This is a genomic window from Paenibacillus sp. FSL H8-0079, from assembly GCF_037991315.1.
GTDB lineage: Bacteria > Bacillota > Bacilli > Paenibacillales > Paenibacillaceae > Paenibacillus.
Genome location: NZ_CP150300.1, coordinates 5,574,726 through 5,589,028, shown reverse-complemented (window position 1 = coordinate 5,589,028; position 14,303 = coordinate 5,574,726). Strand labels below are relative to the sequence as shown.

The 14,303-nt window shown below is 47.8% G+C and carries 16 protein-coding genes; 11 read left to right on the top strand and 5 right to left on the bottom strand.

The features are described from left to right. Positions 1–76: 76 nt before the first annotated feature. The 4 genes from MHI06_RS25085 to MHI06_RS25070 all read left to right on the top strand — a co-directional run bounded on the left by MHI06_RS25085 (position 77) and on the right by MHI06_RS25070 (position 2,820). On the top strand, positions 77–415 hold the full coding sequence (locus MHI06_RS25085) for an STAS domain-containing protein (protein ID WP_017692272.1): 339 nt from the start codon (positions 77–79) through the stop codon (positions 413–415). Between the two features lie 18 nt (positions 416–433). Beyond that, positions 434–886 carry an anti-sigma B factor RsbW gene (rsbW, locus tag MHI06_RS25080; RefSeq protein WP_062836469.1) on the top strand — a complete coding sequence of 151 codons (453 nt, stop codon included), beginning with the start codon at positions 434–436 and terminating at the stop codon, positions 884–886. Continuing rightward, positions 883–1,656 (top strand): sigma-70 family RNA polymerase sigma factor, encoded by a 774-nt coding sequence (locus MHI06_RS25075; protein WP_169481484.1) that lies wholly within the window; start codon positions 883–885, stop codon positions 1,654–1,656. Before rsbW ends, MHI06_RS25075 begins: the two co-directional genes overlap by 4 nt. A gap of 129 nt (positions 1,657–1,785) precedes the next feature. Continuing rightward, positions 1,786–2,820, top strand: coding sequence for a magnesium transporter CorA family protein (locus MHI06_RS25070; RefSeq protein WP_340399462.1), 1,035 nt, complete (start codon positions 1,786–1,788; stop codon positions 2,818–2,820). A 23-nt stretch (positions 2,821–2,843) separates the two neighbouring features. Here the strand turns inward: MHI06_RS25070 and MHI06_RS25065 are convergent, their stop codons facing one another. The 4 genes from MHI06_RS25065 to MHI06_RS25050 all read right to left on the bottom strand — a co-directional run bounded on the left by MHI06_RS25065 (position 2,844) and on the right by MHI06_RS25050 (position 4,857). Beyond that, entirely contained in the window at positions 2,844–3,209 is a 366-nt protein-coding gene (locus MHI06_RS25065) for a DUF5665 domain-containing protein (protein WP_017692276.1), read from the bottom strand. Between the two features lie 82 nt (positions 3,210–3,291). After that, positions 3,292–3,699 carry a YtxH domain-containing protein gene (locus MHI06_RS25060; RefSeq protein ID WP_340399461.1) on the bottom strand — a complete coding sequence of 136 codons (408 nt, stop codon included), beginning with the start codon at positions 3,697–3,699 and terminating at the stop codon, positions 3,292–3,294. 64 nt (positions 3,700–3,763) lie between these two features. Continuing rightward, positions 3,764–4,021, bottom strand: coding sequence for a GlsB/YeaQ/YmgE family stress response membrane protein (locus MHI06_RS25055; RefSeq protein ID WP_017692278.1), 258 nt, complete (start codon positions 4,019–4,021; stop codon positions 3,764–3,766). A 134-nt stretch (positions 4,022–4,155) separates the two neighbouring features. Then, complete coding sequence (locus MHI06_RS25050) at positions 4,156–4,857, bottom strand: phosphatase PAP2 family protein (protein WP_340399460.1); 702 nt, start codon at positions 4,855–4,857, stop codon at positions 4,156–4,158. Between the two features lie 178 nt (positions 4,858–5,035). On the opposite strand from MHI06_RS25050, the gene MHI06_RS25045 reads away from it, so the two are divergent. Both MHI06_RS25045 and MHI06_RS25040 read left to right on the top strand, forming a co-directional pair. Further along, positions 5,036–6,055, top strand: coding sequence for an asparaginase (locus MHI06_RS25045; RefSeq protein WP_340399459.1), 1,020 nt, complete (start codon positions 5,036–5,038; stop codon positions 6,053–6,055). A gap of 139 nt (positions 6,056–6,194) precedes the next feature. Then, entirely contained in the window at positions 6,195–6,920 is a 726-nt protein-coding gene (locus tag MHI06_RS25040) for a pirin family protein (RefSeq protein WP_340399458.1), read from the top strand. Between the two features lie 96 nt (positions 6,921–7,016). On the opposite strand, the gene MHI06_RS25035 is transcribed toward MHI06_RS25040, so the two are convergent. After that, positions 7,017–7,241: a DUF1128 domain-containing protein gene (locus MHI06_RS25035; protein WP_017692283.1), complete on the bottom strand. Its 225-nt coding sequence runs from the start codon at positions 7,239–7,241 to the stop codon at positions 7,017–7,019. A 157-nt stretch (positions 7,242–7,398) separates the two neighbouring features. On the opposite strand from MHI06_RS25035, the gene yyaC reads away from it, so the two are divergent. The 5 genes from yyaC to MHI06_RS25010 all read left to right on the top strand — a co-directional run bounded on the left by yyaC (position 7,399) and on the right by MHI06_RS25010 (position 13,919). Then, a complete protein-coding gene (yyaC, locus tag MHI06_RS25030; RefSeq protein WP_340399457.1) occupies positions 7,399–7,956 on the top strand; it encodes a spore protease YyaC in 558 nt (185 codons plus the stop codon). A 60-nt stretch (positions 7,957–8,016) separates the two neighbouring features. Continuing rightward, the gene (locus MHI06_RS25025; protein WP_036607004.1) at positions 8,017–8,808 is read left to right on the top strand and encodes an alpha/beta hydrolase; all 792 of its coding nucleotides are present in this window, start codon (positions 8,017–8,019) and stop codon (positions 8,806–8,808) included. A 277-nt stretch (positions 8,809–9,085) separates the two neighbouring features. Beyond that, on the top strand, positions 9,086–9,790 hold the full coding sequence (locus MHI06_RS25020; protein ID WP_340399456.1) for a DUF6483 family protein: 705 nt from the start codon (positions 9,086–9,088) through the stop codon (positions 9,788–9,790). Between the two features lie 96 nt (positions 9,791–9,886). Further along, complete coding sequence (locus MHI06_RS25015) at positions 9,887–11,134, top strand: SAM-dependent methyltransferase (RefSeq protein WP_047841566.1); 1,248 nt, start codon at positions 9,887–9,889, stop codon at positions 11,132–11,134. Positions 11,135–11,321: 187 nt separating this feature from the next. Beyond that, a complete protein-coding gene (locus MHI06_RS25010; RefSeq protein ID WP_340399455.1) occupies positions 11,322–13,919 on the top strand; it encodes an O-antigen ligase family protein in 2,598 nt (865 codons plus the stop codon). Positions 13,920–14,303 lie beyond the last annotated feature (384 nt).

The following is a 14,303-nucleotide window of genomic DNA, read 5'->3' as shown; positions in this document are numbered from 1 at the left end:
AAACTTCTTTTTGTTTCACTCGTGCTGAAGTTGGGTTATTAGGTAAGGAAACCATTGATCAGGAGAGAGATGTCTAATGAATACAAATAAGAATGAAAAATTCAATGCAAGAACTGAAACACAGGATGGCGTGTGCACGGTGTATTTGACTGGCGAACTGGATTTGTCGGTTGCTCCTGACTTCCGTTTGGTAATGGAGCCGCTCGTGGATAACAAGGAACAAGATCTTTTGATTAACATGAAAGAATTGAAGTATATCGATAGTACAGGGATTGGTATCCTGTTATCTGTTCTGAAGGCAAGACATGGAATGGAAGCTCGTTTTGAAGTACAGGAAGTTCCTGCGCAAATTCAGAAACTTTTTGACATGACGGGCATCGCCAAATTCTTTGTCACACAGAAGAATTCCCAATAGGAAAGGATCGAAAAAGGAATGAATGCAGAAGTTCAAAGAGTCACCCTTAATCTACCGGCGACAGCTGATTACGTTGATATTGTAAGACTCAATCTTTATGGAGTAGCATCCAAAATGGGATTCTCTTATGAAGACATTGAGGATATGAAAGTTGCTGTATCCGAGGCCTGTAACAACTCTGTACTGTATGCCTACTCACACGAAGGCGGCATGGTTGAAGTCGTATTTGAAGTGGATGGCGAAACACTGTCCATTACTGTCAAAGACGAAGGTGCCAGCTTCGAGAATATGAACCCTGCTGTGTCACGTGCCGGTCTTCACGACAAAGAACTGACAGAAGCACAGATTGGTGGACTTGGGTTCTACCTGATGCAAGCCTTGATGGACGATGTCAGTGTGGAAAGTGAGACGGGCAAAGGTACGAAGGTAGTACTCGTAAAACGTCTTGCAAGAAGTGAGGAGAAAGTATGAATGAAAAAGTGACTCCCCCAGAGTCCATGTCTGAAGCTATAGGTTTGATCTGGGAATACCAGCAGACCCAAGATAATGAAATTGCAACAGTTCTCATCCGTAAATATGAACCGATGGTAAAGATGGCAGCAGGTAAAATTGCTCGGAATCGCCCCGATCTATACGAAGACTTGTATCAGACCGGGCAGATGGCATTGATTCGTTTGCTCAAGCAATACGATATCAACCTGGGTATTCCGTTTGAACCATATGCCATGAAGAGCATGATCGGTCATATGAAGAACTATTTGCGAGACAAATCCTGGTATATTCAGGTGCCCCGGAGGATTAAGGAAAAGGGTGCACTTGTGCAACATGCCATTGATGAGTTAACCGTGAAGCTGGAGCGCTCACCTGGTGTGAACGAGATTGCTGAATACCTTGATTTGACCGCGGAAGAGACGATTGAAGTTCTGGCTGGTCGGGAATGTTATCACTATGTGTCACTGGATTCTCCGTTATCTCAGGATGACAGTGCAGCGACATTGGGTGAGCTGATCAGTGCAGATGTGAATGACTTCGATTCAGTCGAAAAACGGATGGACTTGCAACAGGCATTGGGACAATTGAAGGAACAAGAACAGAAGGTACTTATTCTAGCATTCCAAGATGGCCAATCTCAGCGGGCAATTGCCCAGAAGCTTGGTGTTTCACAGATGAGTGTATCGCGGATTCAGAAGCGAGCTACAGAGAAGCTGAAACAGATTATGTCGAATGCTTCAATGTTATGATAAAAGAATCCCTGATGTTGTTGAGTACGGCATAAAAAAGGACACGTAATTGCACTGAAATGCATACGTGTCCTTTTTGGGATCGAAAAGATGGGTATGCAATGAACGAACATAAGTGCAGGAGTGGATATGGTGATTCTGGATCAAATAAAGCTGGAAGCTCGCCGCGACAAGTTATCTTGCACGGACCATTGGCAATGGTGGGATTGGGTCGCACCTGACCCGGATAGCATGAACGATGCTTTGGAGGAGCTGATAGCGGCATTTCCGGATATGCAGTATTGGCTTCATAAAATTCCTGAAGTCGAATCGAATTATTTGTCCGTCCGTTTCGTGAATGGTACAGAGCCCGTCATATTTGGCTCCTTGTTGTATGCGATCAAGAATGAGAGAGACGACAAACGCCAAGATAATCAGATGTTTTTCTATGTCGATCGCAATAACCTGGTTACCTTGAATATGGATGACAATACACGATGTATTATGAAGACGGATGAACGTGCTCATATGTTACAGCAATGTAGTGAGGCCAGGGACGGGATGTTTGTACTTTTTCGAGCTATACTGCATTACTACCATGTGGGGATGGATCATTTTGAGATGAACCTGCGTGATCTGGAACGTAAGATGGAATCCCGCAATGCTCGCACCTTGATGGACCAGATTCTCGCTGCCCGATTTGAATTGTTGTACTGGAGCAATCTGTTTATACCCTACTCGGAACTGATGGCTGCTGCCCATGAGGCTTACCTCGATGAAATAAACGAAAATCGATACTTTAAGCAGCTTCAACATCGAGTAGAGCGAATGGAACGTTTGTTTAGTCACTACGAGAAAGAGATCGATACGTTAATCTCGATTGATAATGCGATCTCCGGTGTACGTGGTAATGAAATCATGAAGACACTGACCATCGTTACCGCTGTGTTCATACCCGCCACGGCAGCAGGTGCAATATGGGGGATGAACTTCGAGAACCTGCCCTTTATCGACAAATCATGGGGAGTTGTACTGGTCCTTGTCGTCATTATCTTAAGCATGATCAGCATGTATGTATGGCTGATGATGAAAGGATGGACAGGGGATCTATTGAAAGTGAAATCATCTCAGTCTTCTGCCGAAGAAGGACAGAGCAGAGGAGCGACTGAAAAGCGTAAGACTTGACCTACTCTGCTAGTTCATTTTAGTTAATTTTTGTAATCTTCAATATAACCAAGCAAGTCAGCGATATATTGTCCCACAATCGGCATATTGACGAATTGACTGAGAATGAACGCCAGCAAACCAAGAACCACAAAGGTACCTACGGTCAGACCAAGTCCACGTGCCATTCCCGCTGTAAAATTCGTAATAATCCGCTTTTTGGGACTGCTATAATTCTCAATAATATCCTTGATCTGTGCTCTCTCCAGACTATCCGCAATCTGGTCCAGACGTGTGTTCAATCGCTTTACCTCATGCCGCAATTCAAAAGGATGCTCGCTTGTATCATACTGCTGCGCCGGTGTTCCTCCCGTAATTGGAGTATTGCCGTTGATTGTAACTTTACTCATATTTCTTCCCCCTCAACTCGCATTGGATAAAAAATAGCCAGCTGGAGTGCAGCTGGCTATTGGTCACTCGATCTGTATAGCCTTACAGGCTAGTCGAGTTAAGTTCTTTACGTGCATCTTCCTTCGCTTCCACGGAAGCGGAAGCTACTTCCTCAGATGCACGGGAAGCTTCGTTAGCCACATCGGCGGACGCTTTTCTCACAGAGTCCATGACATCATTGCGGCCTTGATTTACCGTTTTCGCAATATCAGAAGTTTTGGAAGAGACCGTTTTAGCCAGTTCAGAGGCTTTATCACCTACAACGGTTGCCACTTCTTTGGTGCGGTCAGTAACGATGCCCACTTTCTCGGAAAGGTCACCACGCAATTCACGTCCTGGTTTAGGAGCAAAGAGTAGTGCTGCAGCTGCTCCCAGCAAACCCCCGATGAAAATTCCTTTGGCGAAAGTCGAACCAGTCTGTACAGGATATTGCTCTTCTGCTTTATTCATGTCTAATCACTCCTTCTTCAAATTAAGAAACAAATACGAAACAACGAACACCTTGTTGCCCGAATCAGGCAGCCTGTCTTAGCAGTCTGGACACAAGCCCCAGCAAGAAAACAAAGAGCGCTGTACCAATGATGGCAGGAATAATGGCAAAGTTACCGATAACCGGTCCCCAGTTACCAAGCAAAAGTGCTCCCAGCCAGGCTCCGGCAAATCCGGCAATCATTGCACCGATGATGCCTCCAGGCATGTTGTGACCGGCAAGTGCATCTCCGATCAAACCGATGATGACTGCCATCACTATGCTGATAATGATGCCCCACATAACAACCGCCTCCTTTAAACTTGATGTAGGATGTTGTCTGTTCGCGTTTGCTTACTTCGTATATAAACGCCGTGCAACCCTGTGAAACAATAAAGATGAGGATGAATGAACTGGAAATTAGAGGAATTCATTCTTTAATGGGCTCGTTTAATGCCTTTAATCATGCAGAAGATCCATGCCAAACCAGCGGCAAATCCCGTAAATACATCCGTAGGGTAATGAACACCCAGCATGATGCGGCTGATGCCGATCAAGAAAATAAAACTGATGCCACATAGAACAGGTATCCATACACCGGAAGTGGTATGCCGTTGTCGTTCAATAGCCCAGATTACAAATAGCATGCCGTAGAAGCCCATAGAGATCATGGCGTGTCCGCTAGGGAAGCTGTACCCGTGAACGACCAGCAGATGATCCAGTTCAGGCCTGCTTCGTCTGAAAAATTCCTTCAATAACGTGTTCAGAATCCACATCATGGCAAAACTCCCCAAGATCGCATATCCATATATAACAAACCTTGGGCTGCGTTGCATGAACAAAAGAAGAGCAAAACCTCCTGCAGCAACAGCAGAGATCTTGAATGAGCCCAGTGCAGTTATGAATGCAGTGTAAGAGAATAGATGAAGACGTGAATCAGAATTCAGATAAAATAATTGCTGAACTTGATCATCCAAACGAATAATAACATCAGCACCCAACCAGGCTCCCAGACCAGCCAGGATAAATACGACCGAAGCGCTGATAGCCATTCCAGCCAACCCCCAGTTGAGGAGTGGACGTAACGACGTGTCGGGAGTTGAACTGAATGAGGCTGGTGAATACGTTTTGCGCGGCATAGTGAGTTTCTCCTTCAGTAGTTGTAGTAGATGAACATAGATTGATAAAGCTATACCCGAAATACCTGTCGAAAAAACTGTAAAAACGTCGCTTTTGTACTATACTATTTAAGATATCCCATGCGGCGTCGTGACGCAAAGCAGAGATGAATTCGGGAGCACAAAGGAGAGAACTCGCATGGAGAGTGCCTTGTTAATTAAAGAATACCGTGCAGGCGTTATGGAATGCGCCCACTACGGACACATAAGTATTACGGATGAGCGTGGTCGAATCGTATACTCGGCTGGTGATCCTCATTTTCGAGCGTTCACTCGCTCATCTGCCAAACCTTTTCAAGCTATTCCAGGAATTCGGGCAGGAATTGCGATTCACTACGGCCTTTCAGCACAGGAGATTGCGATCATGTCTTCTTCGCATCGTTCGGAACCGGAACATATCCGGGTGCTGGAGCAGCTATCTGGTAAAATCGGATTAGGAGAAGAATGCCTGATCTGCGCGCCGAGTTATCCGCTTAATGAAGAAAGCCGTAATGAATGGTTACGTGCACAAGGGGAAAAACGTCGCATTTTGCACAACTGCTCCGGCAAACATCTGGGAATCCTGGGATATAGTCAGATGAAGCAGGTGGATCTGGGCAGTTACGCTGAACCGGATCATCCGGTGCAACGTGAAATTCTCGAAACATTTGCCGACCTGGCAGGCATTCAGGAAAAAGAGATTGAACTTGGGACGGATGGCTGCGGCTTTCCGGTATTTTCTTTGCCGTTGTCAGCATTGTCGAACGCCTATCTGAAGCTCGCTTGTCCGGATCTTATCGCTGATCCTTCCACAAGAACAGCTGTAGAGACGATTACATCGGCCATGAATGAACATCCGTTAATGGTAGGTGGCACGGAGCGTGTAGATTCAGTGCTGCTGGAAGACGATAACATTGTAGCGAAGGGTGGATTCAAGGGGGTCTTCGGATTTGGTCTGAAAAAAGAACGATTGGGAATTACTTTCAAGGTGCTTGATGGTTCTGAGGAAGAGTGGGCTTTCATTGCCCAATCCATTCTGAAACAAATTGGTTACTCCAATGAAAGAACCATTGCACGATTGGCTGAAGTGTTCCCTTCGGACATCCGAAATGACGCAGGTACCTTTGTGGGTCATGCAGATAGTGAGTTCCTACTGCACTCACTTGAAGATAGCGTATAACCTTAAGAAGGGGCGTGATTAGAGTTGCCGGACCCCGGGTAAAGATGACATACCAACTGGTATTCATCTATACAATTCATATACACGCATGGACTGCCGCGGTAATGTGGCAGCTCTAAACCCTTGGAGGTGGATGAACATGATTAAAGTGGTGACGTCGGAAGAAAGGCACACGTCGGATCGAGGTTGGATACACAGTGAATTCAGCTTTTCCTTTGCGGATTATGATGATCCGAGCAACGCCCATTTTGGCTGTTTGCTGGCTCATAATGACAACACGCTGATGCCGCAAGAAGGCTTTAAGAAACATCCACATCATGATCTTGAACTTGTTAGTTATGTCATCTCAGGCACACTCAAGCATACGGATAGTATGGGAACAGAACAATTGCTTGAACCGGGAACGGTCCAGGTTATGAGTGCGGGAACGGGAGTGGAACATTCCGAGACCAATCCGTCAGCGGATGAATCGGTACGTTTTCTCCAGATGTGGTTTTTGCCATCGGAGCGTATGCTGAAACCTTCCTATGCGAATCGGAGGGTAGAGCCGCAGGAGCATTTGAATCGTCTATGTCCGATTGTATCAGGACAAGGAGGCGAGGGAACCGAGGGCGCGTTGCCTATTTCCCAGGATGTAACCTGTTACCTGTCCCATTTGGAATCCGGGAAGAAGTTGATGTACCCGCAACACGAAGATCGGCGTACACATCTTTTCCTAATCAGTGGACATGTGGAGATTCATTGTTCGGACGGCAACTTCAACCTCAAGCCGGGGGATGCTGCGCGAATTCGTAAAAGCTGTGATCTGCAAATGACGAGTACAGGCAGTGAACCTGCCGAATTTGTTCTGGTTGACCTGCCTTAAGGATCATGTATATCCAGTAAGAATAGTCCTAAAATATAAATATACAAAAAAGGACCTGTTCCCACGTTGATGTGGAAGACAGGTCCTTTTTTGGGCTTAGGATTTACGAAGGTTACCCAGTTCCGAAGCGACAGCTTCCACTTCAGAGATACTGAGATGTTCCTTGCTCAAAATCATTTCATACAAGTCAAACAGATCTTCATATTTCTCAAGTGGGAATGATGAAGCCTGCATTGCGGCACCGCTTGCCATCCGAAGTTTGGTTTTGATCGCTTCAATCATATATTCCATATTGGCTGCTGTTGCTTGTGTTAAATCCATCGTTAACTTCATCCCTTCCGTATCGGAAACTCTTGTTATTGTATCACGTTTGGAAGCGCTCAGGCCAATGCTTTTGCGGGGAAATGAAGCATCGGTTACAATGATGGATACAACAACAGGGGTTAATGGAGACCTGAGGTACTGGAGGGAATACAGCTTGGCAGCGTATAAGCGAGAAATGGTTCGCCATCAAGGAAGGGAAGTCCGTAAAGGCGTGCCTGCAGAGGATCTGGTCTTATTTTTCAAAAACATCGTTCAACTTCATTCTCCAGATGAAATCACGTTTGTATGCATTGGTACCGATCGTTCCACCGGGGATGCTCTGGGTCCACTGACAGGAAGTTTACTGCAAGAGAGTGGAGTGGAGAACGTGATTGGCACGCTGTCTTCCCCTTGTGATGCAGATACGCTGGAGAAGAAATTGGCACATATTCCGGCACATCATGCCATCATAGCGATTGACGCGTGTCTGGGTCCAAAGCATGCTGTAAGTACATACTATCTCTCGAATAACCCACTCATTCCGGCTCAATCGGTTGGGGGCAAACTGCCTCCTGTCGGACAATACAGTGTAGCAGCTGTAGTTAATGCCAATGGACCAAGGCCTTATTCCATATTACAGATGACCTCGCTTCATTTGGTTATGGGCATGTCACGAACGATTGCAGACGCCGCGATTGAAGCATGGAAATGGAGACAAACGTTTCATTCATGATACGTAGGCTTAATAATATACAACCTGAATTATTTAATTCGCGCAGAGAGAGGGATTCATATGGAAAAAGTGATGTGTGATGGAACGACGATTTGTTATGCCGAACAAGGTAAGGGAGAAGCACTCATTTTGCTCCACGGATACTGTGGCAGTTCATCGTATTGGGATGAGGTCGTACCTGAGCTGGCACGCAGCTATCGCTGTATCGTACCTGATCTGCGTGGACATGGAAAAACAGATGCACCTGTAGGAAGTTATACCATCGAACAGATGGGCAATGATGTATTGCAGTTGATGGATGAGCTGAACGTGGAAAAGGCGGTTCTTCTGGGACACTCCATGGGAGGATATATTGCGCTCTCGATCGCACAACGCCACCCGGAACGCCTGAATGCATTTGGCTTGATTCATTCCACAGCGTATCCGGACAGTGAAGAAGCCAAGGAAAAACGCCTTCGTGCTGTATCCACCATTCAGACCGAAGGTATCGTAAATTTTGTAGATGGACTGGTTCCCGGACTGTTTGCACCGGAACATGTGGAATCGTTATCTAAGCATGTAACACGTGTGAAAGAGATTGGTTACCAGACAGCCCCTCAAGGTGCTGTTGGCGCTGCACTTGCAATGCGAGAACGCCCGGATCGCCGCGATGTATTGTCCGCTACCCCATTACCTGTATTACTGGTTGCGGGAGAGAAGGATGCGGTTATCCCGCCAGAACGCACATTTACAAGTGACAAGCCACATATCGTGCAAGCCGTTATTGCGGGTGCAGGTCATATGAGCATGTATGAAGCGCCTGAAGAGTTAATTCAGGTCATTAAACAATTTATGGCTGGATTATCGAAGTAATTGATGAAGTGATTTATGTTGATATCATTAGAAATTAGAATATAGTTTGGTTTCTGGATGATTCTACCCTCTTGTAGAGGAGGGGGATTCAGTTCCATTCCAGCTGAACCCCTGCAAAGTCCCTTTGGGATAGCAGGGGTTCAGTGTGTTTATAGACAGAGCTTAGACGCGCGCGTCTTGTTTTGGCTTTTTGTCATGGCATGAATTAAAATAACTATAAAGGAACGTTATGAGAACGATTGAATGTATAGGGTCGAATGATGAGGGGGCATACAGCATGTTCAGAAAAGATTATCTGCTCCGCATGATGGAGGAAATGACAGAGGCAATTGGCAAAGTGTTCACGCTCAAACAGCAGCGTAAGCACACGGAGGCTTTGTCTGAGCTGGATGAGTTGATGCGCAGGCAGTTCGGATTGAACTTATCATTACTGAACTCATTGCCAGCAGAGGATGTTATTGAAATGTTCCGTTTTCGCGGAATGATTGAAGTAGACAATCTACAGCAAGCCGCCAGGCTAATTGAAGAAGAGGCATATATTTATCAAGAAAAGGCCAGAGTGGAAGGCATCGATGATCAGGAGAGAATGGACGCAGAGGATGACGCCCTCATTCGATTGATGAGATCACTTCATTTTTACCTGTATGCATTGAATCATGGAGCTAATCCCAAGTTATTGGACGCACCGGAACGAGTGGAGGGTGTGCTGGGGCTTACGAAAGAATATGAACTTCCTGCTCGAACCGAAAGACAGCTTGCACTGTATCGTGAACAACAAGGACGTTACGACCAGGCAGAGAACAGTTGGTACAGACTGCTCCAGCTTGGTGTTGAATTCCCGGTGAGCTACCGAGATGATGTACAGGCGTTCTACGAAAGGTTGAGCCAACTCACGGATGAACAGCTGGAGCAGGGCGGTCTGCCACGGAACGAAGTTGAAGAGGGACTAGCTGAACTAAGTCGTCAAGAGATGAACTCATAAAATATGGATTGGATCAGGGCTTGTTACATGCCTTCACTTGGAGAGGGAACGGAATTGTGGTATGGTAACGGTTGACCAAATCAAACCGAAAGTGAGATGTACCCCGTGGATTCATTGCGAAAGCTTATACAAGACATCTTTGAACAGAATTCGCTGATTACAGCGACCTGGAGCCAGCTGCGCAGACGGGACAATGTCTCGTATACCAAAGTGCAAGTCAAGCCGGTGACACTGAAGAATCAGCTGCATTATCAATTTGCATTTCATTATAACAACAAAGTGCTGCACGAGAATTTGACTCCGGCTGAAGCGGCTGAGCGCATGACTTTGCTATGCGAAGAGACGTTTCGTCAAGGGCTGCTCTGTACGACCGAGGCAGACTATCAAATTTTGATCAGCAAAAAATATAAAGTATCCATTTTGACCAAATCTGCTTCCAAGACTGCAGTGGATCTGTCGCATAATCGCAAAAAGCAATATGTATTGGAAGAAGGCGTACCTGTATCGTTCCTCGTTGAACTTGGTATTATGAACGAAGAAGGTCGTGTGCTCGCCCGCAAGTATGACAAGTTCAGACAGATCAACCGTTTCCTCGAAATGGTGCAGGATGTTATTCCGCATCTGCCGGAGGGACGTCCACTGACCATCGTTGATTTTGGTTGTGGCAAGTCTTATCTGACATTTGCGTTATATCATTATCTGTCTGTACAACAACGGCGTTCACTCAAGATTATTGGGTTGGACTTAAAGGCAGATGTAATTGAACACTGTAATGATCTGGCTAATCGATTGCATTATGGCGATCTGAAGTTTCTGGTTGGAGACATCGCGGACTACGATGAATTGAACGAAGTGGATATGGTTGTCACGCTTCATGCCTGTGATACAGCTACCGATGCTGCTTTGGAGAAGGCGGTTCGTTGGGGGGCTTCTGTTATTTTGTCTGTTCCTTGCTGTCAGCATGAACTGTTTGACCAAGTAGAAGCTTCCGTGATGAATCCATTGTTGTCCCATGGCATCCTCAAGGAACGTTTTTCCGCACTGGCTACGGATGGGATTCGTGCCAAGTTGCTTGATCTGATGGGATACAAGACACAATTGCTTGAATTCATCGATATGGAGAATACGCCTAAAAACATATTGATTCGTGCTGTTCGCGGTCAGGCCGGCGAAGTGACGGAGATGTGGAATGAATATACGGCTTTCCGTGATTTCATTCATGCCGATCCATATTTGGAGCGGGCTTGTGCCGATTTGCTTCCTGGCGATGGCAAGCAGGCCGACGGGAAATCAAATTCGAGCAAAGAAACCGTTCAAGATTCCGCAAATTGCGACCTTTGCTGAGTGTGCCAATGACAATTCAGGGGCATACTGCAACTAGGGTACCTGAATGTAAACTTCAATACAATGCACATACTTTGTAGCAAGCAACATCATAGCTGTCAGATATATATCAGGCAGAAGGACCCGTTATCGGGATCTTCTGTCTTTTTGTTATGCGTGGGGAGCGGTGGAAGGAGGGTGGAGGCGGTTGAAGAAGAGGACAATGGATCACGGAGTTGTAAGGTATAGACGAGGGTATGCGGCGAATGAGGAAATGATGGAACAGGCGCTTGAACGGTCTCACCACGCAAATGGTACAGAATCTGTAGATAACAGGGACTTATGTAATAGGGACAATAGGGATAGTAGAGACAGTAAGGGCAGAAGAGACAGTACATATAGTAGGGAAGATACATACAACAAAGATGATACGTATAATAAAGAGGATAAAAATAATCCAAATGGAGCTATCAAGACCGATGCGTCAGGGATTTTTTCTTGGACCTTGAGGAGTGAACGTATTTTAGGTTCGGGATGTACTGTTGGGTTGGCCATAGTCATGATTGTTTTGCTACTTGCCGGGTGTCTGAGTCGTGGGCTGTACTATTCGGCCGATCTGTATCCTGTAATTCTGATCGCAGCAGGAAGTACTTTGATCATGATTGTGCTATTTCTTGTCGGTATTCGTCCAGAGAAAGAGCAAGAGCAAGCAAGAAAACAAGTACCTCTGTTACCGGTACATTGGGTAGGGAACAATGAACGAATGGTTGGGCGAATGATTCGAATCCCGGGAATATTGCGGGTGTTGTGGCCGCTGGGGATGATGACTTGTTTTGGGCTACACGCATGGGCAGGCTCGGTGAGTAAACAGAGTAGTATGGATGAGATGTTGCGGTGGAGCCTGCTTGCGATGTTTACCCTGCTCACCGCAGTACTGGCTGCGCGCACGGGTGGCGCACGCTGGTTAGCTTGCGGTTGGCAGATGGCAGGCGGCTTGCTCGTGCTAAGCGGCATCCTCGCCGTGTGCGGAGTACTGCCGCTGCCCTTCGGGGTGATGCGGACTGCTGACCCCGAGATCAGCTCCGCCGGGGCCAGGCTCGGCGGATTATTGCAGTACCCTAATGCGTACGGTGCCGTTGTCGGCATGTACGCCGTGGAGCGGTTGATAGCCGCCGCGCGAGTTATAGCCCGGCCGGTGTCGGCCGGGCGACTCATCGCGGCAGTGCTGCCGCTCATGCCTGCGCAAGCCGCGCTCCTGCTGAGCGAGTCGCGCGGCGCTTGGCTGGCGACCAGCTGCGCCGCGGTCGCCGCCTTCGCTTTGCAGCGGCGCGGTGCCTGCCTGCCGCTGCTGCTGGCCACGGCCGCCCCACTAGCGTGCGCGGCCTGGCTGTACCGCCAGCTGGCTGCTGCACAGCTGGCGCCTGCACCCGTGCCCGGCCTGCTGGCACTGGCCGGGGCATGGGCAGCTGCGCTGCTCGGCACGCTGCTGCTGTGCCGCCTGTGGCACAGCGACGCCGCCAAGGCACGCGCCGCTGCCTTGACGGCCATCGTGCTGGCGGGAGCCGCCGCCGCACTCATGGCCGTGGCCTCCACCGCCGATCGCCTCGCGGCTGGTGTCGGCACGGGGGTGTCCCGCCTACAGATGTGGCGGGACGCCCTCCAGCTGTGGACCGAGGCCGCATGGCTTGGCCACGGTGGAGACACATGGCGCAACATGTTTCGCGCCATTCAATCCTCGCCTTATGTTGGAGGCGAGGTTCACAACGGCTTGCTCGATCATGCCCTGGACACGGGCATGATCGGCATCCTGCTTGTCGCAGGGTGGTTTATCTTCCCCCTGCGAAGCATCTTTCATTTTGCACCGCAGCTCATACCATCCGTACTTATTTTTGGTCTGCATGGGGCGATGGACTTTGACTGGAGCTTCACACTATTTTGGATGCTCTTCATCTGGCTGGGTGCTTGGGCAGCCGCATTGAAGACGGAAGCAGAGGGAGTCCAACGATCCGACGGAACTGTGGAATACACTCCCTCCAGATCCAAATTGAGCTCTATATCCAGATATCTTTTCTTGCGATATTTACCAACCCAATCCCGTCCATCTACTTTCCCGATACGTCCCTTCTTTCATATTCTTCATCGAGTAACTGTTCGTGTAATAAAGGTATCGACAGTGATGATCATTATTTTCTGGCTTGGCGGAACAGTATGGTTGACGTCCCGATACGTTGTAGCAGAAGTACAGTACCGCCAGGCGATGTCTGAACCGGCTGGCACTCCAGCATATAAGGTACATCTTATGTCTGCCTTTCAATTTAACCCGAATCGACCGGATATCGTGATATCTCTTGCGCGAACGCTCCCGGGACGAGAAGCAGAATCAACCCTTCTGAACAGCCTGTCCCATTCCCCAGTGCACCCTCAGATTTACATCGAACTGGGACGATTGGCAGCCCAATTCGGCGAGGGACAGCAGGCTGGAGAATATTTTGCACAAGCGATCGCATTGAATCGGTATGATAGCATCGGCCAATCTGCGGCTTTGTATTGGATGGAGCAGGCAGCGCGGCGGGAATGGGAGGCAGGATTCACAGATCGAGCTCAACAGACTGCCGCCGCTGGTGTACAGATGTATGAACGTTATCGGCTGCTGGCTGAGGAGGTGGAAGCAGGCAACGTTCGCAATGATCGTCGTTTTGTACTGGAAGAACATGCTCTAGATTATGGAGAGAACCTGCGCAGGCTTGCTTCCGCTTATGCTTCTTCTATTCCGTTTACTCCAGAATTGACCAAGCGGAGCCCTTGAATCACTGCTGGATCTTGACGCTTACCCAGGCGATATAATAATGGATGTCAGCGTCTAAAAAGTCTGGGAGTCCAAGGGGGCTACTCCTGGCGGATGGGTGTCCGATTTTCTAAGGAACATAGGACGTCTTATATCGCCTCTAGCTCCTCCTTTTAAATTGTAAGGAACTTCAGACAAGTTATTTTCCCAATTCTCCTGACAAAAACGTTATAAAAAGCCAAAAATCCCGATATAACGTGTCTGAGATTCCTTAGATTTCTAAGGAGGCTTAAAATCCCTGAATAAGACGCCTCAGATTCGTTACCGCTCGTGGTGTTTAATCATCACCAATTACTCGGTGTTTATGTTCATACTCCCTGTGGCGCTAATACCCACCGTGGTGCT